Raw genomic sequence first — 21,784 nt, forward strand, 5'->3', positions numbered from 1 at the left:
TCGATAGTAGACCAAAGTTTACCTCTCAATTTATATACATTATACCGCTTCCTTTAACAAAATAAGTTCGGCTCCTACAGGCAAATGATCTGACTCCGTTGCCTCCAAAACCGAACTAGATTTAGCGCCCCAATGCTTTGAATACCAAATATAATCAATCCGGCAAACGGGATAATTCAATCTCCAATTTAACCTTTTTACCAATAAGTTAAGTTCCCAACCGTGAGGCCAGGTAAAACCAAACCCAAATCCAGATTTTCGGAAAGAATCTTGCAAGACTTTCTTTACCCTGTAATAGTCTTGAGTTTCGTCTGTCATATTAAAATCGCCCGCGACAATGACTGGCAGAGTTTCTCGCTCAACTCGCTGCACTAAGTCTTGAATTTCAGGCGATCGTTTGCCATATATGTAAACAGGAAGTTTGAAAAAACGCAATTTTCTAGCTCTGGTCAACCACGGCCCGGTAGCTTGCATATTATAAATCACTACTTCTTGTTCGTTAAATTTAATAATTGCCCGCTGCTGCGTTTCTGGATGGCCGGCTAAGTGCAGTATTTCGCTGGAGACAATCGGATATTTACTGAGAATTCCTACAGGGGGATTGCCAATTTGATAGGGGTAGTCTGCTTTTAACCAGGTGAAAGCTCTTTCGGTATGTTTACTAACGATTTCTTGTAAAAATATAATATCGGGTTTTTGATTCTGAATCAGTTTAGCTAAACTTGGCGACTGAGTTTTATACCAATGGACGTTATGGGATAAAATTTTGATGCTGGGGTGCGAATCTGTGATGTTTATTGGTGTGGGAGAAAAGTATTTAATGTGCAGCCAACTTATTAGGATAATGCAGGCGATTGCCGAAATAATAGTGAACCATCTTTTTTTGATGATTGACAATCCGATGATGGGAAGCAGGAAAGTTGGGAATAAAATTAAGGGAATAAAAGTGGTAATTAAGGCAATAACTCCTATTCTATCCCAAAGGATTAGTTTGAGAATGAAATAGCAGATCATGAATACTGAGTAGCCGTAAGCGAAAAATTTGGCAGATTCCTTAAGCCCTTTCTTTACGATCTCTGCTAGTACATACTTCATTGGGCACCTATTAAAATAAGAACTTGCTTAAATCGAATTCTTCATTTGACCGATGTTGGTTGTCTCTTTCAGAAATCAAAACCAACAACAGGCGATCGGTATAATCCGCCGCACCCCGCAACTCTTCTCGCAAAATTTCTAGTCCACCATTAGCATATTCTTCAAAAATTTGCAACCGTTCTGCTTCCAATTTTTCGTTGAGATGGGAGAGAATTTGAGGATTTTTGGTTTCGGCGATCGCAATTAACTTAATCGCCATATCGTAACCCCTGGATACAAAAATATCAACATCTATCGCCCCTGGTTCTCGTTTAGAAATTTCCCCCAAAGGCGATCGTTTTTTCCGCTGCTTTCCCAAGGATGCGGCGAAAGCGATGACATCGGCGTAAGTCTGGAAAGGGCCAGTGTGGTTATCCAATAAAGTTAATGATTTGACTAACTCCGCTTTATCTTTAGCAATTCTAATTTTGTTAGCAGCCATTGCCATAATATCTAGTTTCTAATTATAATACATCTCGCAAATATCCAACACTGGGCGCAGGGCCAATTCACAATGTCCGCAACAACATAATTTTTTGTGCAAAACCTCCTCTTGCTTCGCGCCGCTTCATTTGTTCCGCCAAAAGTCGATCGCCCGAAATGCCAAAACTCGCCATCACCGCATCTATCACCTCATACAAATCCGCCAATTCCGCCACCAAATCTTCCTCGTGGGCGGAAGCTGCTTCCCCCGCTTCTTCAATCAATTTCTGCAGCAAAGCTTGACGGTATTCTGCCTCCGACAAAATTACAAACTCGCATTCATTCCCGCTTTTACGAATAATTTCAGGAATGCGATCGCGAACCAACTTATGATACTGCTTTTCCACGTCAAACTCCCTTCAACCTTGACTAAAAGTTTGAATCAACCAGCGATTAATTTCCCCATCATCTTGCGTCAGACTCCGGTTCAAAGCTTCCTCAACTAACCGGATTTCCAGCCCCGGTAAAACCCGCGACTCTTGAATTCTCCCGCTACCTCCGCCATTTATCGCAAACGCAAAAACCTCCCGCGTGTTTGCACGTTCAACCCAATATTCACTAATTCCTGCATTTTCGTAAAGCAACCGCTTACTGCCTAAATCATCGTTAAAAGAAGATGCACCAATTTCTATTATCAAATTAGGCGGATCGTATAGATTTAAATCAACAGCAGAATTGCTATCATCAGGAGGCACTCTTAAATCTGAACCGATGTAGTAAGCTAAATCAGGTTGAAACTCGCCGATACCTGCTTTGCGAAAACTGGTGTTAGTAAACTGAACTACTCGGATATTTTTCAATGTTGCAAACAGAATAACTACACAGGCCATAATTGAATTTTGACGCCCGTGCAATGGCCCTACTGGTGACATTTCTATCCTCATGTGTTCTTGATAGTAATAAAACTTGCCCTTTTCCCATGCTGAATCCTCAGCAAAATTTAGAAACTCTTCCCACGTCGCCTTCACCCAAATATCCGTTTCCAAAACCTGCGTAATTGCCGAATTAGAAGCCATAATCCACCTCTACAATTTCCGTATATTCAAATTCATTCGGACTGCGCCTAACTAAAGGATAGCGCGTCCCGCCAAGTTCGATCGCATCTTCTTCACAATCAGCTTTCGGAGAATTGTACACCAGCACGTATTCCCTGCCAGTGCAGCTTTCCATCTCTTGAGCAACTTCTCCGCGCCACTGAGTTTTTGTTACCAAAACTACTAATTGATTCGCCAACTTCGGCAGCTTATTGGCGATTTGCTTGCGATAAATCTCGTCCAAACTGCCAAAAGGAGAATCCATTACAATTGGAAACGTACTGCTATCCGGGCCCATCAAAGTATTCTTTTGACTCCACTCACGCACGCCCTCAATAATTCCGCCGATAAACGATAAACTGAGAATTTGATTTTCTCCCGTAGAAGCGGCCACCAATGATTCTTTACCAGAGGTATTTTCTACTAGAGTCAGTTCGTATTTATCGCTCAGTTTTGGGATATAAGGAGTAAAAGAAATTTGACTAAAAATATCTTGCACCCGCTTTTCCAACTGAGAACAAAACTGTTTTTCTAAGCGATCTCGCACTTCAGTTAGGCGATCGATCGCATCCTGAGTCGCAGCAATCCGGCGCTGGGCTAATACTTGCCTTTGCTCATTCAGTTGCTGCTTATCGATTTGCTTGTCCAAAGCCGACACCTGCACATTCAAACTCTCAATCTGCTGCTGATTAGAGCCTGTTTCCCGGTGCAAATCGCCAATTTTTGCCTCAATTTCATCCAAGCGCTTTTGCAAGCGGCTGACATCCTCGTCAGGAAAATTTCGCAGCTTGTTGTGAATATCGTCTAACTGATTTTCCACCCGCGAAAGTTCGGTTCTGTCGCGGCTGATATTGCCTTGGTGTCGGTCAATTTCCTCCCAAAAATCAGCCACTTGTTTATCAATTTCATTTACCCGATCGCTAATCCGAATAGTTGTTTCTTCCACATCCCCAACACCCGCTTTATCCATCCAACCGCTAACCTGTTGGCGTGACTCAGAACCCTCCACTAATTCCGCACCGCAGATACACCGCTGCTGCGCTAATAACTGTTCCAAAAACGGTCGCTGAATCCCCGAAAGCAACGAGCCGCCTTCCCGCAAACCTTCAACAATTACTTTAAATTCAGCCGCAGCCTCTGACAGAAATACCCCATAACCCCGCATAGAGATTGAGCGTTTGAGAGCATCTGTAGCCTGTACAATTTGTTGCTTCAATAAACTTTTCTGCATTTCCAATTCGTCTCGCAACTTTTGTAAATCCGCAGCACCGCTAAGTTCCAATAAGTTACCATTAACTGCTTTTTTTAACTCCCCTTGGTTGACCAATTCCTGCTCGATTTCTACTTGTCTGCTCGAAAGTTGCTCAGCTTCTTGCTCAATTTTTTGCTTGTCTTTTAAAAGTTTCTTCGTTTCAGCATTCCCAATTATATTTAAATCTGTCTCTAGAGATTTTTTTGCTTCTAGTAAATGCCGGAGCGATCTATTCAACACTTCAACTCCCAGCAACTCCTTAGTAGCTTCCGCAATTTCTGCCTTCTTGTCATAGCGGACAATTTGCTCGATTCGCTCCCCATCAAAAAAGAAATATTTATGTAAACTTTCCGGCAAAATCCGCCCGATAATATCATCGGGATGCTGATCCGGCTTCAGCCACAGACCGTTATCTTTTGCTACATTCAGAAACAATTCAGCCTTACCATGTTCTACAGTATTTTCACTTTTATAAGCACGACAAATGCGTCTTGCTTGGTAGCGCGTGCTGTCATGTTCAAACACAATTTCCGCCCAACAACCTACGGCTTTTCCCATTTCCGCCTCAGCCAAAGCGCGCTTGTTTACTAATTGTTCTTCTGCCGCAAAAGCCGCGCTAAATCTTCCGTAAAGTACCCACGTAAAGGCATTCATTAAGGCAGTTTTTCCGGCGCCATTATTCCCGTGAATTACTGTAATATTTTGCCCGCCCCAAGCTAGTTTAATTTCGGGACTTTTGCCGTAAAATTGACGAAAGTTGCATAGAGTAATTGAGATTAACTTCATACAATTGCTTCCTTAATGATTTTTAAAATGTCATCGTTAATGTGGCGAGGAGCTCTCATGTACAGTTTATCTTTTTCAATTTCCAATACCCGCTCAATAATTTGTCGGACTTCCGGTGGCGCGCTAGTAATTGGTTGCTGTACGTCGCTGAATTCCTGATGAGTTTGATAAGAAGAACGCTTTTCTGCTAAAATGCTTGTCGGTACGGCTGCGATCGCACTATCTTCATATCTAAATGCCATAATCAGATTTTCATGCAGATTTTCAGTCATTTTTTTTTCAAATATTAAAAGCTAGCAACTCAAACTACGATCGAATAATTCTCTATTCTCAAACATAAACCGAACCTTAATAAATGTCAAATGTCTAATAGCCCGTAACGCCTCTGAATTTGCAGCAATTTCACTCTAGCTTCCCCAGCATTGTCAGCTAAATCGGCAAATTCCAAGAACCGTTTCAACTCTTTTCGTAGCAAATTGCGCTCGACTTCTAAGGTTTCCCGACCCAAATCGGGAGGCAAAACTATCATGTCAAATAAAGTTGCCCTTTCCTTCCCCGGATGCGGCCGCAAAATGCGTCCCCGGCGCTGAATAAACTGGCGCGGATTGCTACTGCTTGCTAAAATTACAGCATTGCGAATTGCTGGAATATCAACGCCTTCATCCAAACAGCGAATCGCTACCAAACCTTGCAATTCTCCACTCTCAAATTGTCGGCGCAATCGTTCTCTTTCTGCTAAAGGAGTTGCCGCAGTATAAGTGTTAACTCGGTAGCCTAATTCTGAACCCAATAACTTCGCGGTTTCTGTTAGTTGGCGGTTGTTATTTCGGCGCGCCCCTCCTTCGATCGCACCGTCGCCGCAGTAAAATAAAGTGTGGGCTGTGTCGAGACGGTGAATCATTAATTCTCGCAAAGCTACTAATTTATTAGCCGCTGCCCCAATCAACCGAGCTCGCTGCATTAATAAAGTCGTTAAAGCATCGTTTTCTTCTACTTTTTCATCGCCCCAAAGCGCCCAGCCAATTTTTTGAGTTAAGCGGGAATATTTGCGGGTTTCGGCTTCGGTCAATTCTACTAAAATCGGATAGTATAAATAATGTACTAATGCTTTTTGGCGGATGGCATCTGCTAAGGTGAGTTCCGGCTGCAAAACTGGGCCGAAATAATCTAAAATAGCTTCTGTTCCCTGTTCGTCGAAATGCCTTTCTGGGGTGGCGGAAAGGGCGAGTCGCAGTCCAATATTGCGCGGCAAACTTTCTCCTAAACGGGGGGCGCCTAAGTTGTGAACTTCGTCTCCAATAATCAGGGTTTTTTCTGGGAAATAGCGCAGTTGCGATCGCAAACTATCTCCCATTAAGGTAGCATTGGTAGTGATGATTGTGAGAAATAGCCGATCGCCCGATCGCACTTCATACAAACCCGCAGCCAGCTTGTTTTGCCAACTACGGGCGCTATCAAAAGCCAAAATAGGTTTTAAACCAAATTTCTCGGATTCGCGCGCCCACTGATTAACCAGGTGGCAGTAAGGGCAAATTACGAGCAGGACTTGTAGGTTAATTTTATTGTATAATTCAGTGGCGATCGCCAGCGCAGTAATCGTCTTGCCGCTACCCGTCGCCATCTTCAGCGTACCGCGTCCCTGATTCGCAAACCAATTAGCAACCGCCACTCGCTGATACTCTCGCAATTGCAGCGATGGCGGCATTTTCGGAAATCCAAATTGCGAATTATTAGCCGTTGAGCGATTCACCTTTAAATGCCGTTAGATGCAAAATTCCCTATACTCAACTGTAACTCACGGGCGATCGAAACTTAACAGCCCAAACAAATCCGCCGCCGACAGTTGCAAACCTGACAGCACATCGAGCACAGGTAAAATATCCTGATTCTCTTTAGCCTCTGGTTGCTGCTGCGGTTTAAAAACAAGAACTAATTTTTCTGCCGGGTCAATCAACCAACCCAGTTTAGCATTGTGATTTAAGCAAAACAAAATATTATTAATGACCCGAGTTGGATTTTGATCCGGCGATAAAATCTCAATTGTCCAATCCGGTACAATTTCAAACCTATTTGCAATTTCTCCGTCAGCATCTAGAGGAATGCGATCCCACTCGAACACTGCTATGTCTGGAACAAGAGAACGTCCCCCAAAAGTGCAGCGCAATTCTGGAAACGCATAAGCTAACTTCTGCGGTTTGCCAACTCGATTAATAACAGATGGAAACTCGAATTGTAACGTGCTGTGTTTTCCTTGTGGCATAGCTTTTTGATAAATTTGACCATCAACATACTCGCTAGCAGGCTTAGTCTCTGGCAATAGCAGAAACTCTTCCAGAGAAATCTTTGACGGAGACTGAATTGACGTTACCATAAGCCATTAAACCCTCAACAACTCAACTGGGCCATTAAAAATCTGCATCGCCGTCTGTTTCCCAATCCGCACAACTTTCCGATTCCACACCAGTAGGGTGCATCGCACAAACCAACAAATTTCCCCCGTAAACTTGACCGTGATAGTTGCGACAACCGCGACAAGCCGGCTGTTGCGTCGGCGAAGGGTCTACATAAGTCACCATCGACAAATCTATCTCATCAAATTGCGGGTCGAAGTCGCGGCAAATTTCAATTATCGGTTCGATAAATTCATTAAATAAACCGTCAAATTCATTGAAATAGCCGTCAATGTCATTAATCAGATTATTTTGTACTTGTTCTGTAAACTCTTCCGACATTTTTGCCAAAACGTCCAGCATTTCGACAAACTCTTCGCCCATTTCGCTGAAAAAATGCTCTACTTCAGAAACAGCATTTTCCATTACTCCAAAAAAATCTTTAGACCAATCTTCCATGAATTTGACAGTTGGCTATTACAAAATATTTTACAGACAAGTGCAGCCAGCCTCAAGTGAAGCGATCGCACCTATTTTCAATTCTATTACCTATTGCCGGATATCCGTCCACATCTGACAGGGGAAATATTCAAAAAGGGAACTCAAGATTATTATCCTGAGTTCCCTTCCTGCTTTGCTGAGCGAGCTTTTTCCTGCTTAATCCCGCTTCAGCCGCCGCAATTCCTCTTGTAAATTCTGCACTTGTTCGCGGAGCTTGTCTACGCCGCCTGTCTCTTTAGCATCTTTTGCCGAGACATCTTCTTCCTCAGAAACAATTTCAATCCGCCGAGGTTCAGCGGGTTTTTCGTTCCCAGCCGAGGCTACGGGAGGCTGCTGCTGAGCCTGTTGTACCATATCGTCAACAAAGCGGCGAGCTTCTTCCGTGGACATCTCGCCCCGCTTCACCAATTCGTCTGCCAGCTTTTGGGCTTCAGTGCGTAATTCAGTTAACTTGCTGCCAGCTTTTTCACCAGCATAGGAAGCTAGCCCGACACCAAGGTAAACTGCTTTTTGTAAAATATCTCCGAAACCAGGCATAGGAGCTACACCTCATAAAACTGGGTGAACCGGAGACCACGCCTATTACAAGCATCCCGTGTTGCTGCTACCTTCCGGTCCTGACAAGATTTGGGCGTTGGAATCGCGTGGGTCCAGTTCATTTATGAGTATAACACAGTTATTTATTCTTCAACCACACACCAGTGATAAATTTCATAAATAACGCAACCGTTCTTCACCAGCGGGTCTTCAGCGACGATCGCCTTCGCCTCATCCATCGAACCCGCCTCAAACAGCAACATACCGCCGCCCCGCCGCCCCCAGTAGCCAGTTTTCGCTCGGTGTCCTTTAGAAATCAACTCTCGGACATAAGCTCTGTGAGCTGGCACGAATTGGTCAAAGACAGGCTTTTCGACAATTCCTTGCTCAATTTTGACAAACCAAGGCATTTTAAATTTTAGATTTTAGATTTTGGATTTTGGATTGTAGATTGGGAATGGAGTTTTTGGTACAAGCCTTGAGTAAATACTCGATTTTCCATACTCCGCCATTTCTTCCTCACTGCGATGTTATCCCATGAACCCGTCAAAACAGCGATTTTTTATTGCCCTAGTGCCGCCTCCCGATATTGAACAACACATTACTGAGATTAAACTATATTTTGCGGAACATTACAACAGCCGCGGTGCTTTGAATTCCCCGCCGCACATCACGCTGCAACCTCCTTTTCACTCGTTAGCGGAGGATGTTGCCAAATTAGAGGAAAGTTTGAACCAGTTTTCTGCAAATCGGCGGCCCATTCCCGTTACTCTATCTGGTTTTGCTGCTTTCACGCCCCGCGTCATTTACGCTGATGTTTTCAAATCGCCCGAATTGCTGGAGATTCACTCATCTTTGATGAGTTATTTGGAGGCAAATTTGGGAATTGTCGATCGAGTTTCTCAAAGTCGCCCATTTGTACCGCACATGACAGTAGCATTTCGCGATTTAACTAAGGAGAATTTTCAAACAGCTTGGTTGGAATTTGCAGGGCGATCGCTCCACTTTGAGTTTACCGCTTCGGCGTTAACTTTACTGCTTCACGACGGCAGCCGGTGGAACATCAGCAATCAATTCCCGCTTTCCGCCTAAACTCTCTTCTTTCTCTTCCTTCGCGTCTTCGCGGTTCGTTTTCCCAAAATTTTTTATTATAGGTTTGTAATAAGGACTTTAGTCATCACTACAAACCTGTTTAAACTCAGATGTTGCACCATTGTCAAGAACGGGCAAGATGCCCGTTCCACAAAGAATGAGTTTTCTTGTGGAACAGGCCGAAAAGCCTGTTCCTAAACGGGCAAGATGCCCGTTCCACAAAGAATGAGTTTTCTTGTGGAACAGGCCGAAAAGCCTGTTCCTAAACAAGTAATTGAAAATGGTGCAAGATGTGAGTTTAAACTCACTCGTCAAAATAGGCTACCGATCGCTCTTATTCGGAGTTGCAAGTGCCACAGTTCCATAAACCGAAATTCCCGATTGTTCCAAAATTTTAATTGCCGACTTAACCGTAGTACCGCTAGTGTAAATATCATCAACTAACAGCACTCGATCGCGCGGGAGGCGACGACGGAAATCTTTCCCCAAACCTAAAGCATTTTTCATTTCCGCTTGGCGCTGCTGCGGCGTCAGAGCGAATAAAGCCTGAGTATTTTTCACCCGATCCAAACCGTGCCGCTGCAAAGGCAAACCAGTCAGATCGCAAAAACTTTCAGCCAAAAGTTCCGCCTGGTTAAAACCGCGCTGCTTGAGCTTTTCTTTGTGCAGGGGAATCGGTACAACAGTTAAATTGTCTATAGCTAATTCGGGAAAACTCAGCCAAGCTTCCGCCAGCCAGCCGCCGAGAGGTTTGGCTAATTGCGGATTGCCGTCATATTTCAAAGCTGCGATCGCCCGTTTGAGAGCCCCGCCATACTCACCCCACACAAAAACACGCTGCTGTGAATGCCAAAATCGACCCGGATCGCTTAATTGACATTGCTGAAGCTGCTTGTCACAGTAGGGACAAAACTCTCCGGCGGCCGGTCGCTGACAAAGAGGACAGTTAGACTTAAGAAATAGATTGAGAAAAGATTTGACTAATCCCGTCCATTGTCGCTTGTTCATCCTAAAATTGTCGTAAGTGATTAATGGGAAAAACTATCAAATTCAATCTGTTTCCACGGACAGGCTCGCAGCGTGAAAAACCTCTACTGGTTAGACAAAATTCAACCTTCAGACAGAGATGCAGTGGGAGAAAAAGCATTTTACTTGAGCTGTTTGCTCCAGAAAAATCATCCCGTTGTACCGGGTTTTGTCGTGCCGGCTACTACATTCTGGCAGTTTTTAGAGTCGATCGACTGCCTAGAACCGCTGTTTGCTGACTGGCCACACTCTTCCCTGCACTTGAATGTCGATGAACCCAGACAACTGCAATCGATCGCCCGCAGCATCCGCCACCAAATCCTCACCGGCAAACTGCCCGATTCACTGCTCTCCACCCTAGAGTCTGCTGTTTCTCAACTCAACTCACAGTCAAACTTAAACTCCACAGCCTTAATTTTTCGCCCTTCCCTGACTTCCTGGAACCCGAAAACAGTCGGCATTTTGGAATCTCAGGCAGTACGGGCAGAACCCGAAGCCATTGGGGCCGGACTCAAACGAGCTTGGGCAGAAATGTTCAGAGCCCGAAGTCTATTTTACTGGCAGCGGTGCGGCCTGCGGGTACAGCAAATCAATCCCGCAGTTTTGGTGCAGCCACTTCAAGAAGCCATCGCCGCGGGCGAGGTGAAAACAAAGGCGGGCGCACAGTGGGAAGTCCAAGCCACCAGCGGTTTGGGATTGTCCCTGGCTAGGGGAGAAACCATCCCCGATTACTATCAAGTGCAGCCGGAAACAAGCGCGGTTAAATTCCAGCGGATCGGTTACAAAACATTAGCCTACAATCTCAAAGTCGGCGATGGTGAACCGAAAAAAAAACTGCTACTGGGCAAGTTTGCTGCTTTCCCAATTCCCGATTCTCCATTTATAATTCCTGATTTTGCTGACTGTTGCGTGCAAGTTTTAGCGCTGGGAGAGGAAGCACAAACAGAATATGTTTTAGAGGAATCGCAACTGCAAGAAATCATTGAATTGAGTAAAAAAGCGATCGCCGAATTTGACTCAGATTTAATTTTGGAGTGGACGCTAAACCAGACAGAAAACAGCGGCGAACTGCAGTTTTATTTCACTCAAGTTCGTCTTGTCAAAGCGGAAAAAGTCGCGCCACTAGAGGAAAATTCGAGATCCCTCCGGCAGCCAAACTCGATCGCAAGAGCCCGAACTCCTGCCATACTCAGAGGTGTGGCAGCAGCATCAGGAAAAGCCGAAGCAATTGCCCAAGTTATGACTAATTCCCACCCAGAAAACGCGGAATTCCTAGCCGGAGGCATTTTGGTAGCTCGGACAATCGATCCGAATTGGCTGCCTTGGCTGAAGGTTGCTGCTGGGGTGGTTGCCGAACAAGGAGGTATGACAGGCCACGGCGCCATTTTAGCGAGAGAATTGGGGATTCCTGCCGTTGTGGGAGTGACCGGGGCCACGCGGGTGATCGCCTCGGGCGATTCGGTTTTGGTAGACGGCGATACCGGAGAAGTTTTTGCCCTCGCCCAACCCGATGCGATCGAGACAGCAGACAGCCGCCGACTTCTGGACACAGCAAAAAAGGCAGATACATACAGTACAGCAGCCAAAATGTCAATAGCCAAGCACCAATCTTCTACCTCTGATCGATCGTCCAATTCCGAGCCTAAATCTCGACAATCTGAGTCTACTCAATATGTTTGGGGCCCACCAACGGCGACTCAACTGCTAGTTAATGTCAGCCAAACAAGTTCGATTGACCGCCTCAAAAATCTGCCAATAGACGGCATCGGATTGCTGCGATCGGAATTAATGGCATTAGAAGCTTTGGACTGTGAAAACCCCAAAGTTTGGCTACAAGACGGCCGCCAATCGGAATTTGTCGATCGCATGGCGGATTGCCTCAGCTTATTTGCTGCTGCCGTTTCCCCGCAGCCAATATTTTATCGCTCTCTCGATTTACGCGAGTCAGGCGACCACGGCAGTTTCAGTTATACCTTTGAACCGGAATTATTTGATTGGGAACTCTGCGTACTTCAAAAAGTCTGCGAGTCAGGTCATACAAATGTTAATTTAATTTTGCCTTTCGTGCGATCGGTTGAGGAGTTTATCTACTGCCGCCAGCGCTTAGAAACTGTTTGGAAAAACCGCTCGCCCGAATTTCAACTGTGGATTATGGCGGAAGTTCCTTCGGTGTTATTTTTATTACCAGATTACGTAAAAGCCGGGGTTCAAGGAATTTCCATCGGCACCAACGATTTAACCCAATTTCTGTTAGGCATTCACCGCAACTCCGACCAGGTAGCAGGTGCATTTAACGGGCGCGAGCGAGCAGTGATGAGGGCGATCGAACAATTAATCAAACAAGCCAGGGCTGTCGGCATTCCTTGCTCGATCTGTGGCGACGCTCCCGCATTGTATCCCGATACAGTTGAATCCTTCGTGCGGTGGGGAATTTCGTCTATTTCGGTCAATGTCGATGCAGCAGAACAAACTAGCAGGGCGATCGTCCGCGCCGAACAGCGCCTGCTGCTAGAAGCCGCTCGATCGATAATTAACAATTAACCACTCCCGCACCCACTTTACCTCAGAAATCCGGTTTCTACTCTAAATCATAGCTTTGGCAAGCAGCCACCCCCTCAGAAATCGGCTTTCTAAACAACCCGTGCATCCACGGATATTAACCACTACAGAAGCCCGGTTTCTAATTATATAGCAACCGCCCAGACAGTGAGGACATTTTTAATTGGTGAAACATGAGCCCAAGATTGCTTCTTCCTTCTTTTTCCTTCCGCTATCAAAAGATCAGATTTTAAAGCTATGCTAGAAATATCAGCAACACTTGAATCGGAGGTACAAACAGTGAAATCAAAAATTATTGCAACCGCAGCAATACTTGCCGCCCTGGGCTTTCTGCATCCCCATCCAGCATTATCTCAACCTGCAACTGACGGCGGGACAAAACCCGGATTCTGGCAACCTCAAGCGCAGGTTGACAATACTCGCAACATTACCCTCAGACTGTTAAATGAAACGGGATTGAACCTAGAATACGGTGAATCAGGTGGCAGCTTGTCATCCTTGCCAGTCGGAGCCAGCAGAAACATCAGTGTTCGCCTCAGCAATCGTACCGGCGACATTGCCAATATTCCGATTAATGCCACAACAGCAACCACAACTTTGAAATACGACTATAACGTTGACTCGCAGACAAACATTTTGACGATTCGCATCACCAGAGCAGACGGCCGCACTAGGCAAGACCGGTCAGTTTATATTGATGAAAAAGGGCGAGTTTACTCTTTTTAAGATTAACGCTCATCAACCCGGTTTCTCCTGACAAATTTTGCTTTTAGCAGCCCGGTATCGCCCAAGAAATCGGGTTTCTAGACTAGCGTGCCTAAATTCTGTCTTGCTCAAAAAGTTATGAATCAAGTGCAGCCCACAAAGAATCGATGTTTTTGTGCAGCGGATTTGACATTTCATCCCCAAAATCAACTGCTGGTAGCAATTCGGCGCTACTGGCGCACTGGTGCATCAGGTGGGTTCCGAGAGGATGTCAACCGCCGCATCCCAGACTAATATCCGTCGTTTCTATTGATACCTGCGCCTCGATTTCCCTCTTCTTTCGGTTTAGCTTTGTTCACTCGCAAGGGGCGCCCCATCCACTCTGCACCGTCTAATTCGGCAATTGCAGCGTCTTCTTGGGCATCCTCCATCATCTCAACAAATGCAAAACCGCGCATCCGACCGGTTTCCCTGTCGGTAGGCAAGACAACTCGCTTGACTGTGCCGTATTCTGCAAATACTGCTTTCAGGTCTTCTTCGGTGGCGCGGTAAGACAGATTTCCAATGTAGATAGTCATGTCGATCGAACTGAACTTGTTGTGCTATACATAATAACCTGTTAATTTAACTGTCAAGTGCTATCTAGCATACAACTGGGCGATCGACTCTGACTAAAAGGGTTTGCCGCACTCACCGAAAGCATCCAGGATACAAGCCCCCTGATTTATGCGTGGATAAATAAAAAACCTGTATCCGAGAAACTTGCCCCCCGAATTTATCTCGCGCAAGTCAATGCTTCAATTCTAAAATCTAAAATCTAAAATCTAAAATCGATTGACCAACCCTTGGTACTGGCTGCAATAGTTAGCTTAATCAAAACTCATCTCCTCACTCGCCCTGCGAATGAGTGAGGATATGAGTTTTGGGGCGACGAGGAATCCCACCCCTGAACAATACTTGATTTTAATCTGATCGCTGATTGGTGGGCGACGAATCACCAAGCATCTTCGGAAACATAGCGACTAACAAGGTATAATATATTAGGTTGCTCTGGGCCACGAGCGTTGATATAGCGGTTGTCAACTTTCGTGAGGTACTTGGCAATTAATTACCAATTCCCCACTTCTGCCCTTCTTTCATCTAAAATTCAAATCTATACCTCACTCACTTGAGAATTACTATACACATCTAGACAGCCCTTTGAGGAAACCTACTTCACATCTCCCCAACCCTTGCCTAAACGGGGAGATGTCACTTTCAATCCTTGGGCAAAATTTGGAATTGCCAAGTGGAAATGAGGAATTGGGAACATTTTCTCTCCATCTCCTTCATCCCCAGTTTAGGATATTACTTTCTTTTCTCAATTAAACTAAGGATTTGAGATTTAAAGCCGCTTTGTTAAGTGTTTGAGTGCCAATTCGACTTTGGGTAATACCGCTGGCTGTTTCCGCTGCTCCTTTATTCAGAACATTCATCGCATCTACCACTTGCTCAATAGCGATCGCCTGCTGTTTGGTATTAAGATAAATTTGCTGACTGCTGACAACAACACTGTTAATAGCATTAGCAACATTGTTAAAATTATCCGCCGTACCTTCAGTCAATTTCAGGCTATTATCTAAAGTTTTCTTGCCCTCATCTGTTACCATCACTGTTTTATTAATGGAATTCTTAATACCGTTTATCAAATCACTAATCTGATCCGACGATTTTTTGCTTTGATCTGCCAGTCTGCGAATTTCCGTCGCCACCACCCCAAACCCCTTTCCTTGTTCTCCCGTGCGTACTGCTTCCACTGTAGCGTTAATCGCCAGCATATTAGTTTGACTAGCCAAATCGCTGACTAAATTGGTAATATTAGCAATCTGATTGGTTTGCTGGCTCAAGTTTAAAACTTGAGCGGCAATTGCTCCGACTTTTTCCGTCAAACTCAACATTCCCTGCTGGGTTTTATGCACCACTTTACTGCCTTCGGCAGCCATATTTAAGACATTACTGGCATTTTCAAGGGCTGATTCGGCTTGCATAGCTGATTGCCTCGATGATGCGCCCAATTCATCCATTGTGGTGGTTGTTTGATTAACAGAAGCAGCTTGTTGTACAGCAATACGTTCCTGTTGCTCAATTGTAGCCGCTATCTCGGTAGAAGAACTGACAATCATATTAATAATACCTTTGAGCGCTCGATCTAAAGGTTTGGCGATCGCTATGCTTAAAGATATGCCTAAAATAATCGCTATTAGCGGCCCCAATGTCATGCCCAATACTACAGCTATTTGAGTTTTTTTACGATCGTTTTCTGCGCTTTTATAAGCTTCGTCTGCTTCCTTTCGGTTGGATTCAGCTACTGCTAAAGTGGCTTGTTCAGATTTGATAAATCTAACACGAATCACCTTAGCTTGCTGACTAAGTTTATTCAAAAGGTTAGTAGCTGTGTTTGCTCTTGCCATTTCCGGCGAATTACTTTTACCCTGCTTAAGTAGTTCAATCTGCAAAGCCAAAGGATTGAAAATTCCCAGTGTTTCAAATTCTTTATTAATTAGCAGGAGTTCTTGAGCTTCCTGCTGCCACTCCTCCCAATACTTAAGCATTTGTTGATATAGTGCGTCTTCATCTGAGGTACGAGGAAGCACTTCGTATGCTTTAAAGCCATTTTGAATCTGCTGCCAAGCCTTGTCCATTCTGTTTAAAGCATCTTGCCTTTCTGCTTGACTGAGTGCGGGATGAATTAGCGCTCTTTCGGATGACTCAATTTGGGTTTGTCCCTCGTTAATTTTCAATAATGCTTCAATACTCGGTAATTTATTTTTACCGAGAGTCTCTATGTGTTGACTGAGATTGGATGTTGAACTCCATCCTACCCAGGCTACTAAAAATACTAAAAGTCCCATCGTCAGAAAGGCACTGATTAGTCTGGTTTGTAAATTCATTTTTCTCAACATACTATTTCTGCTTACTTCTACTACAGTTATCCTCGCTGCAATTATGGACATATCTTGTATATTATAGCTTCTATCAGGTAGATGAATTACCTATTAAAAGTTTACATTTGAGTTTTTGCCTGTTAAAAGTAGTAATGAATTGATGAGTAAGCTGTTCGGCATTTAAAAGACGATAGTAGGGTGGGTCATTACAGAAATGTTTCCCGCATAAGCGCGTAAGTGTTAACTCCTGACCACGAATTTCAAAGGTGGTACCCGCCACGTGATTTATCTGTGGAATCAATTGAAAGCATCTCAAATCGAAAATCCTCAAGAAAGAGCATTTATCCGGGGAGTCAATTCTTTAATCTCAAATCTCAAATCTCAAATCGATTGACGCACCATACAAGCCTCGTTACTGCTTTAAATGCTCCACAGCTTATAGCAATCCTCGCATCAGTTGTACAAATATGTAGGGGTAGTGCCCTGTGCCTACCCCCACGGATTGGGGCAACCGGGCGTGAGTTTTGCCCCTAGAACAATTACACAATTCACTTAGAATCGCTATAAGCTGTTGCGGCATTTAAATTATATGTCAAAAAACAATCAAACTCTTGTGGGGAGTAGGGTTGGGCTTCTAGCCCGCCCCTAATATATAATTTAAATGCGCGACAGCTTATAAGTTAATTTAATAAGGAAAATGATACAATTATATTTGAGGATTTTATGATCAGGTAACTTACCGAGATTATGGAAAAATGCTTTGGGAGTGATGGAGAATAATCATAGAAACAGACAAAATAATTAAATAAAGTAATCAATAAAAAGGGCGAAAGTAATATACTTGTCGCCCCCTTCGCCTGATTTATCATAAACCTGAAAAATTAGGCTCAAAATTTAAAAATATTTTCAGTTTGATTAACAAAAAAAATATCAATAATTAGGAAATGCGATCGAGTTTGCATTTCGTCAACTTTCTCAGCAAGATATTTGGAACTGGTTTACACACTGGTGTTATTGTACTTCATCTATCTGAAAAAGGCTATACGGGAATCGCTTGTGTCTGTGCAGATTTTCTAGCGGGGGCTGAGAAATTCACTCTAGTCAAGTGTGGAAATCCCGTAAGGGAAAAACGCGAAAAGCCAAAGTGTGAAGTTTGGAAGCCCACGCCATAACTGTAATCAGTTTGGCGTTGGGAGGATGTTACTGCTTTTCCTTAGTCGATCGAGATTGACTGAGGCCCCGTGCTTTTACCGTTGGTGGGTTCGGCTGGGGGAGTAGTGTAGGAAGTTGAACCAGCTTGCTCGTCGATCCAGCTTTTAACGGGATCTTCGTGAAGGTTGAGTCGAAGCAGGCCAGATAAAAATCCGCCCGCGAAGGCGATCGGCTGTTCGATCAATTCTTTCGCCATTGGGATGAGTTCGTCGAGGAACATTCAAGAGTCTCCTTGTGCTGCAGGGGTTCTACCTTAACTGTATCGTTTGTACTGCGATGCTGGCAGCAGGCTACAAAAAACCTTCCAGCCCTGAAGATGGGCTATCCTCTTCGTTGGCGTAGCCCCCGTAGGGGCGGGCTTCGCTAACGGGCAATTTTTCGGTTAATGGCCTACAATGCTAATCAATTTGCTGCAAAAATTTTATGTGCCGTTTGCTTGGCTACCTCGGGGAGCCGATTTTACTCGATGCTATTCTGTACAAGCCGGAACATTCCCTAATTGTGCAGAGTTACCAGCCCCGCGAAATGACTTCTGGCCTACTCAATGCTGACGGTTTTGGTATTGGTTGGTATCACCCGCACCTAGATACTGACCCGTTTACTTATAAAAATGTACAGCCAATTTGGAGCGACGTTAACCTTCCGAGTATCAGCCGATACGTTGAATCTGGATGCGCGATCGGATACGTTCGCAGTGCAACTTCAGGACAAGCTGTAGATTTGAGCAACTGTCAGCCGTTTCAGAACGATCGCCTGCTGTTCGTACACAACGGCTTCGTGAAGAATTTTCGGCAAACTCTTTACAGACCAATTCGCGATCGACTCAGCGATACCCTTTATCAATCAATTAACGGTACTACAGATTCAGAGCATATCTTCGCCTTGTTTGTCAATGAATTGACAGCCGGAAATCTGACCGTACAAGCAGCTTTGCAAAAGTCGCTGAAAATTTTGGCAGAGCTAGCAAACGTTCACCAAGTAGAATTTTCAGCTAATATAATTATCAGCGACGGACACCAGCTCGTTGCCTCTCGCTTTGCTTCCCAAAAAACCCCTCCTTCCCTCTATTGGCTGCGAGACGATTTAAATTTCCCGAATTCTGTCATTATTGCTTCTGAACCTTTATTTGCTGGCAATTGGCACGAGTGCCCAGTCCAGAGCATTATCAGTACCGGAGTAGAGCGTGATATCGAAATCTATCCAATCTTGTAGAGAGGCAATTTATCGCGATTTGCAGCAGTGTCGCCGCGGCACTTTCAAGCTATTTGCAGACATCGATTATGATACTTTTTGCCGTCAAGCTCATCCTGATTTCAGTCCAGTTGGCTGGCACTTAGGTCACATTGCTTATACTGAGGATTTGTGGCTGTTGCAACGATGTGCTGGCTTGGAACCTGTCTTTCCTCAGTATCACCAACTTTTTGCTGCTGATATTTTGCCGAAAAAACAACGGGTTTTTCTGCCCGCGTTACCTGAAGTTGAATTATATCTGGACGCGGTGAGAAAAAAGGTGTTAGATTATTTGGAAGTAGCGCCGATCGACGAGCAAGAACGTCTCTGGCGGTTTATTATTCAGCACGAAAGCCAGCACTGCGAAACTGTTGCTTTCGTGTTGCAAATGCACAGGAAGAAGGAAGAAAGGCACGACACGGATTTGGACAGGGATACACGGATTAATTCTCTACAACAGAGAGGAATAAAGCAGCCGAAATTCCCAATTCCCAATGCCCAATTCCCAATTACCGATTCGGCGATTGAAATTCCGGGCGGGGAATTTTACATGGGAAGCGATGCTGCTGAGGCTTTGGATAATGAGCGATCGCGCCACCTGTGTGATTTAGAAGCATACTCGATCGATCGCTATCCCGTCACTTGCCGTGAATACCGAGATTTCATGGAATCCGGCGGCTATCAAAACCCTGATTGGTGGTCAGCGGACGGCTGGAAATGGCTGCAAGGCGAAGCCGTCTCTCAACCGCTTTACTGGTCAGAAAATCCAGCTTTCAACAACCATCCAGTCTGCGGCGTGAGTTGGTACGAAGCCGAAGCTTACTGCAACTTTATCGGCAAGCGTTTACCATCGGAAGCCGAATGGGAAAAAGCTGCGAGTTGGGACGCCACAAATCAAACATATCGCATCTATCCTTGGGGAGAAGAACCGCCAAACGGCAGCCTGTGCAATCACGGCAATAATATTGCCAATACTTCGCCAGTTGATGCCTTTCCCAAAGGAGCAAGTGCGATCGGCTGCTATGATATGTTGGGCAATGTTTGGGAGTGGACTGCTTCAACCTTTGACGCCTATCCGGGATTTGAAAGTTATCCTTACAGAGGCTATTCTCAAGTTTATTTTGATGGAGAACACCGGGTTTTGAAAGGCGGGAGTTGGGCGACTTTTCCGCAGGCACTGCGATCGACCTTTCGGAATTGGTATTATCCGGGCGTGCGGCAAATTATTGCTGGTTTTCGCTGCGCTAAGTAGTTTGCTAGGTAATTATAATTACCATCAAGTTTGTTCATATTAAGGAATTTAGTCAGCGGATTTTTCAAATTAACAAATTCCTTAATACTTGCCTTAGAAAGCTTATTTGACGAACATCAGATAAAGGGCTGGAGAGGGAATTGGGGACAAAATTTGTTTGCAAAATTCCCAACATTTTTCCATGTGACAAGCTCAAATAAAACAAGTTTGGTTAAGTATTCAATAATTTTTGTGGATAAATTTTAAGTTTTAATTGTGGATGCGAGATCCATCGGGTGAGACAATACAGAACGGAGAGTCACCTGAAAAATCTGACTTGATCGCGATATTTGGCAACGCGACTGCGTGCTATACCCATGTGTGCATCTAAAAATTACTTTATGAAATCCCCAAGACTGTCCGACACAACCAACTCAGCCTCAACAAAAGAAAACCGGCTGCACTTAGAGCGACTGGTGAGCGCTGCGGCACTGACACCCGCAGAAATCAATGCTGGCAGCGATGCAGTTAGCGGGTTGACTCAAACCCCGAAATCCCTGCCTCCAAAGTATTTCTACGACGATCGCGGCTCGAACCTGTTTGAGTTGATTTGCCAGTTGCCGGAATACTACCTGACACGCACTGAGACGGCTATTTTGCAGGGGTGCGCGGGGGCGATCGCCAATTTAACGGGCCCCTGCGAAATCGTCGAACTCGGCAGTGGCAGTTCCACCAAAACTCGGATTCTCCTTGATGCTTACAGTCAACTGGAATATCCCCTGCATTATTTGCCGATCGACATCAGTCCTACTATCCTAGAAAGCAGCGCTTGTCAACTGTTGGCAGATTATCCGTCGCTCCAGATTCACGGACTTGTCAGCACTTACGAATTAGCCTTAGCTAAAATTGCACCGTCGCCGTTGCCAACCCGAATGATTTGCTTTCTCGGCAGTACCCTCGGCAATCTCAACGCTCAAGAATGCGATTTATTCTTCTCGCAAATTGTCGGTGCATTGCAGCCGGGAGAGTATTTTTTGCTGGGAATTGACTTGGACAAATCTAAGGATATTTTAGAGCCTGCCTACGATGACAGTCAAGGAGTAACGGCAGCATTTAACTTGAATATGCTGCGACATTTAAATCGAAAATATGATGGAAATTTTGATTTAGCACAGTTCGAGCATTGGGCTTTTTACAATCAAGAGGAATGTCAAATTGAAATGCACTTGAAAAGTAAAAAAGCGCAAACAGTGCAGTTGCGTTCTCTCAATTTAACGGTTGAATTTGCAGCGGGAGAAACTATCCGCAGCGAAATATCGCGCAAGTTTAATCTCACTACTGTAAAAAAAGAACTGTCGCAGCGTGGTTTAATGCCGGTGCAAGTTTGGACTGATCCAAATCAGTGGTTTGGCTTGATGCTTTGTCAAATTTCTGATGTTAATAAATGAGTTCTTCAGATATTACGCACAGTCAGGACACGGCACTGCCCTGTCCCTGCAAATCGGGCGATGGCGTCGGGTTCTCGCCCGTGCTACGACGTTTTGGGGTAGGGACACGGCACTGCCGTCTCCTCAATTTCTGTGTTGTCGATGGTTCTGAATTCAGGATATCCTGTTAGGAATGAGAATTAAATAACTTCCACAAGTTTGTGGGATGGGCGTCCCGCCCGTCCAAAAAGGACGGGCGGG

General features: G+C 44.8%; 22 protein-coding genes and 1 other RNA gene. 7 read left to right on the forward strand and 16 right to left on the reverse strand.

The features are described from left to right. Positions 1-39: 39 nt before the first annotated feature. The 12 genes from QUB26_RS19790 to QUB26_RS19845 all read right to left on the reverse strand — a co-directional run bounded on the left by QUB26_RS19790 (position 40) and on the right by QUB26_RS19845 (position 8,527). Positions 40-1,095: an endonuclease/exonuclease/phosphatase family protein gene (locus tag QUB26_RS19790; RefSeq protein WP_333319339.1), complete on the reverse strand. Its 1,056-nt coding sequence runs from the start codon at positions 1,093-1,095 to the stop codon at positions 40-42. A 10-nt stretch (positions 1,096-1,105) separates the two neighbouring features. Next, positions 1,106-1,576 carry a DNA phosphorothioation-associated protein 4 gene (locus QUB26_RS19795; RefSeq protein WP_333319341.1) on the reverse strand — a complete coding sequence of 157 codons (471 nt, stop codon included), beginning with the start codon at positions 1,574-1,576 and terminating at the stop codon, positions 1,106-1,108. A 67-nt stretch (positions 1,577-1,643) separates the two neighbouring features. Next, the gene (locus tag QUB26_RS19800) at positions 1,644-1,964 is read right to left on the reverse strand and encodes a nucleoside triphosphate pyrophosphohydrolase (RefSeq protein WP_333243721.1); all 321 of its coding nucleotides are present in this window, start codon (positions 1,962-1,964) and stop codon (positions 1,644-1,646) included. Positions 1,965-1,976: 12 nt separating this feature from the next. Further along, a complete protein-coding gene (locus tag QUB26_RS19805; RefSeq protein WP_333319343.1) occupies positions 1,977-2,633 on the reverse strand; it encodes a Uma2 family endonuclease in 657 nt (218 codons plus the stop codon). Further along, positions 2,623-4,689, reverse strand: a complete 2,067-nt coding sequence (locus QUB26_RS19810; protein ID WP_333319346.1) for an AAA family ATPase — start codon at positions 4,687-4,689, stop codon at positions 2,623-2,625. Before QUB26_RS19810 ends, QUB26_RS19805 begins: the two co-directional genes overlap by 11 nt. Further along, entirely contained in the window at positions 4,686-4,961 is a 276-nt protein-coding gene (locus QUB26_RS19815) for a hypothetical protein (RefSeq protein WP_006632986.1), read from the reverse strand. Before QUB26_RS19815 ends, QUB26_RS19810 begins: the two co-directional genes overlap by 4 nt. Before the next feature lie 86 nt (positions 4,962-5,047). After that, complete coding sequence (locus tag QUB26_RS19820; RefSeq protein ID WP_333243795.1) at positions 5,048-6,394, reverse strand: DNA phosphorothioation system restriction enzyme; 1,347 nt, start codon at positions 6,392-6,394, stop codon at positions 5,048-5,050. A gap of 90 nt (positions 6,395-6,484) precedes the next feature. Continuing rightward, entirely contained in the window at positions 6,485-7,060 is a 576-nt protein-coding gene (locus QUB26_RS19825) for a Uma2 family endonuclease (RefSeq protein WP_333243710.1), read from the reverse strand. A 34-nt stretch (positions 7,061-7,094) separates the two neighbouring features. Beyond that, on the reverse strand, positions 7,095-7,538 hold the full coding sequence (locus QUB26_RS19830) for a hypothetical protein (RefSeq protein WP_333319348.1): 444 nt from the start codon (positions 7,536-7,538) through the stop codon (positions 7,095-7,097). 198 nt (positions 7,539-7,736) lie between these two features. Next, positions 7,737-8,117 carry a phasin-related domain-containing protein gene (locus QUB26_RS19835; protein WP_333056143.1) on the reverse strand — a complete coding sequence of 127 codons (381 nt, stop codon included), beginning with the start codon at positions 8,115-8,117 and terminating at the stop codon, positions 7,737-7,739. A 23-nt stretch (positions 8,118-8,140) separates the two neighbouring features. Next, an RNA gene (gene ffs / locus QUB26_RS19840) (signal recognition particle sRNA small type) lies at positions 8,141-8,237 on the reverse strand. Between the two features lie 23 nt (positions 8,238-8,260). Continuing rightward, positions 8,261-8,527, reverse strand: coding sequence for a YciI family protein (locus QUB26_RS19845; RefSeq protein ID WP_333319350.1), 267 nt, complete (start codon positions 8,525-8,527; stop codon positions 8,261-8,263). Positions 8,528-8,654: 127 nt separating this feature from the next. On the opposite strand from QUB26_RS19845, the gene QUB26_RS19850 reads away from it, so the two are divergent. Then, positions 8,655-9,209, forward strand: coding sequence for a 2'-5' RNA ligase family protein (locus QUB26_RS19850; RefSeq protein WP_333056146.1), 555 nt, complete (start codon positions 8,655-8,657; stop codon positions 9,207-9,209). Positions 9,210-9,530: 321 nt separating this feature from the next. Here QUB26_RS19850 and QUB26_RS19855 read toward each other — a convergent pair whose 3' ends face one another. Further along, positions 9,531-10,217, reverse strand: coding sequence for a ComF family protein (locus QUB26_RS19855; protein ID WP_333319354.1), 687 nt, complete (start codon positions 10,215-10,217; stop codon positions 9,531-9,533). A 72-nt stretch (positions 10,218-10,289) separates the two neighbouring features. On the opposite strand from QUB26_RS19855, the gene QUB26_RS19860 reads away from it, so the two are divergent. From QUB26_RS19860 to QUB26_RS19870, 3 genes are all read left to right on the forward strand, one after another. Next, positions 10,290-12,776 (forward strand): putative PEP-binding protein, encoded by a 2,487-nt coding sequence (locus tag QUB26_RS19860; protein ID WP_333319356.1) that lies wholly within the window; start codon positions 10,290-10,292, stop codon positions 12,774-12,776. Between the two features lie 297 nt (positions 12,777-13,073). Next, positions 13,074-13,520, forward strand: a complete 447-nt coding sequence (locus tag QUB26_RS19865; protein WP_333243694.1) for a hypothetical protein — start codon at positions 13,074-13,076, stop codon at positions 13,518-13,520. A 117-nt stretch (positions 13,521-13,637) separates the two neighbouring features. Beyond that, positions 13,638-13,793, forward strand: a complete 156-nt coding sequence (locus tag QUB26_RS19870; protein WP_333243690.1) for a hypothetical protein — start codon at positions 13,638-13,640, stop codon at positions 13,791-13,793. On the opposite strand, the gene QUB26_RS19875 is transcribed toward QUB26_RS19870, so the two are convergent. From QUB26_RS19875 to QUB26_RS19885, 3 genes are all read right to left on the reverse strand, one after another. Next, positions 13,790-14,077 (reverse strand): RNA-binding protein, encoded by a 288-nt coding sequence (locus QUB26_RS19875; protein WP_333056152.1) that lies wholly within the window; start codon positions 14,075-14,077, stop codon positions 13,790-13,792. The two genes, QUB26_RS19870 and QUB26_RS19875, sit on opposite strands and share 4 nt — an antisense overlap. 786 nt (positions 14,078-14,863) lie before the next feature. Further along, positions 14,864-16,429 carry a methyl-accepting chemotaxis protein gene (locus QUB26_RS19880; protein WP_333243687.1) on the reverse strand — a complete coding sequence of 522 codons (1,566 nt, stop codon included), beginning with the start codon at positions 16,427-16,429 and terminating at the stop codon, positions 14,864-14,866. A 1,207-nt stretch (positions 16,430-17,636) separates the two neighbouring features. Next, positions 17,637-17,855: a hypothetical protein gene (locus QUB26_RS19885; RefSeq protein ID WP_190736419.1), complete on the reverse strand. Its 219-nt coding sequence runs from the start codon at positions 17,853-17,855 to the stop codon at positions 17,637-17,639. A 203-nt stretch (positions 17,856-18,058) separates the two neighbouring features. Between QUB26_RS19885 and egtC the strand changes: the two genes are divergently transcribed. The 3 genes from egtC to egtD all read left to right on the forward strand — a co-directional run bounded on the left by egtC (position 18,059) and on the right by egtD (position 21,544). Beyond that, a complete protein-coding gene (egtC, locus tag QUB26_RS19890) occupies positions 18,059-18,847 on the forward strand; it encodes an ergothioneine biosynthesis protein EgtC (RefSeq protein ID WP_333246999.1) in 789 nt (262 codons plus the stop codon). Next, positions 18,819-20,117 (forward strand): ergothioneine biosynthesis protein EgtB, encoded by a 1,299-nt coding sequence (gene egtB, locus QUB26_RS19895; RefSeq protein ID WP_333247001.1) that lies wholly within the window; start codon positions 18,819-18,821, stop codon positions 20,115-20,117. Before egtC ends, egtB begins: the two co-directional genes overlap by 29 nt. 380 nt (positions 20,118-20,497) lie before the next feature. Beyond that, the gene (egtD, locus tag QUB26_RS19900; protein WP_333246426.1) at positions 20,498-21,544 is read left to right on the forward strand and encodes an L-histidine N(alpha)-methyltransferase; all 1,047 of its coding nucleotides are present in this window, start codon (positions 20,498-20,500) and stop codon (positions 21,542-21,544) included. Positions 21,545-21,784 lie beyond the last annotated feature (240 nt).

Source organism: Microcoleus sp. B4-C1 (assembly GCF_036705285.1).
Taxonomy (GTDB): Bacteria; Cyanobacteriota; Cyanobacteriia; order Cyanobacteriales; family Microcoleaceae; genus Microcoleus.

Excerpts from the sequence above, each read along its gene's own strand:
- QUB26_RS19810 (WP_333319346.1), bottom strand. The coding sequence starts at position 4,689 with ATGAAGTTAATCTCAATTACTCTATGCAACTTTCGTCAATTTTACGGC.
- QUB26_RS19825 (WP_333243710.1), bottom strand. The coding sequence starts at position 7,060 with ATGGTAACGTCAATTCAGTCTCCGTCAAAGATTTCTCTGGAAGAGTTT.
- QUB26_RS19830 (WP_333319348.1), bottom strand. The coding sequence starts at position 7,538 with ATGGAAGATTGGTCTAAAGATTTTTTTGGAGTAATGGAAAATGCTGTT.
- QUB26_RS19805 (WP_333319343.1), bottom strand. The coding sequence starts at position 2,633 with ATGGCTTCTAATTCGGCAATTACGCAGGTTTTGGAAACGGATATTTGG.
- QUB26_RS19850 (WP_333056146.1), top strand. The coding sequence starts at position 8,655 with ATGAACCCGTCAAAACAGCGATTTTTTATTGCCCTAGTGCCGCCTCCC.
- QUB26_RS19870 (WP_333243690.1), top strand. The coding sequence starts at position 13,638 with ATGAATCAAGTGCAGCCCACAAAGAATCGATGTTTTTGTGCAGCGGAT.
- QUB26_RS19790 (WP_333319339.1), bottom strand. The coding sequence starts at position 1,095 with ATGAAGTATGTACTAGCAGAGATCGTAAAGAAAGGGCTTAAGGAATCT.
- QUB26_RS19885 (WP_190736419.1), bottom strand. The coding sequence starts at position 17,855 with ATGTTCCTCGACGAACTCATCCCAATGGCGAAAGAATTGATCGAACAG.
- egtC (WP_333246999.1), top strand. The coding sequence starts at position 18,059 with ATGTGCCGTTTGCTTGGCTACCTCGGGGAGCCGATTTTACTCGATGCT.
- QUB26_RS19815 (WP_006632986.1), bottom strand. The coding sequence starts at position 4,961 with ATGACTGAAAATCTGCATGAAAATCTGATTATGGCATTTAGATATGAA.
- QUB26_RS19845 (WP_333319350.1), bottom strand. The coding sequence starts at position 8,527 with ATGCCTTGGTTTGTCAAAATTGAGCAAGGAATTGTCGAAAAGCCTGTC.
- QUB26_RS19795 (WP_333319341.1), bottom strand. The coding sequence starts at position 1,576 with ATGGCTGCTAACAAAATTAGAATTGCTAAAGATAAAGCGGAGTTAGTC.
- QUB26_RS19820 (WP_333243795.1), bottom strand. The coding sequence starts at position 6,394 with ATGCCGCCATCGCTGCAATTGCGAGAGTATCAGCGAGTGGCGGTTGCT.
- QUB26_RS19880 (WP_333243687.1), bottom strand. The coding sequence starts at position 16,429 with ATGAATTTACAAACCAGACTAATCAGTGCCTTTCTGACGATGGGACTT.
- QUB26_RS19875 (WP_333056152.1), bottom strand. The coding sequence starts at position 14,077 with ATGACTATCTACATTGGAAATCTGTCTTACCGCGCCACCGAAGAAGAC.
- QUB26_RS19855 (WP_333319354.1), bottom strand. The coding sequence starts at position 10,217 with ATGAACAAGCGACAATGGACGGGATTAGTCAAATCTTTTCTCAATCTA.
- egtD (WP_333246426.1), top strand. The coding sequence starts at position 20,498 with ATGAAATCCCCAAGACTGTCCGACACAACCAACTCAGCCTCAACAAAA.
- QUB26_RS19835 (WP_333056143.1), bottom strand. The coding sequence starts at position 8,117 with ATGCCTGGTTTCGGAGATATTTTACAAAAAGCAGTTTACCTTGGTGTC.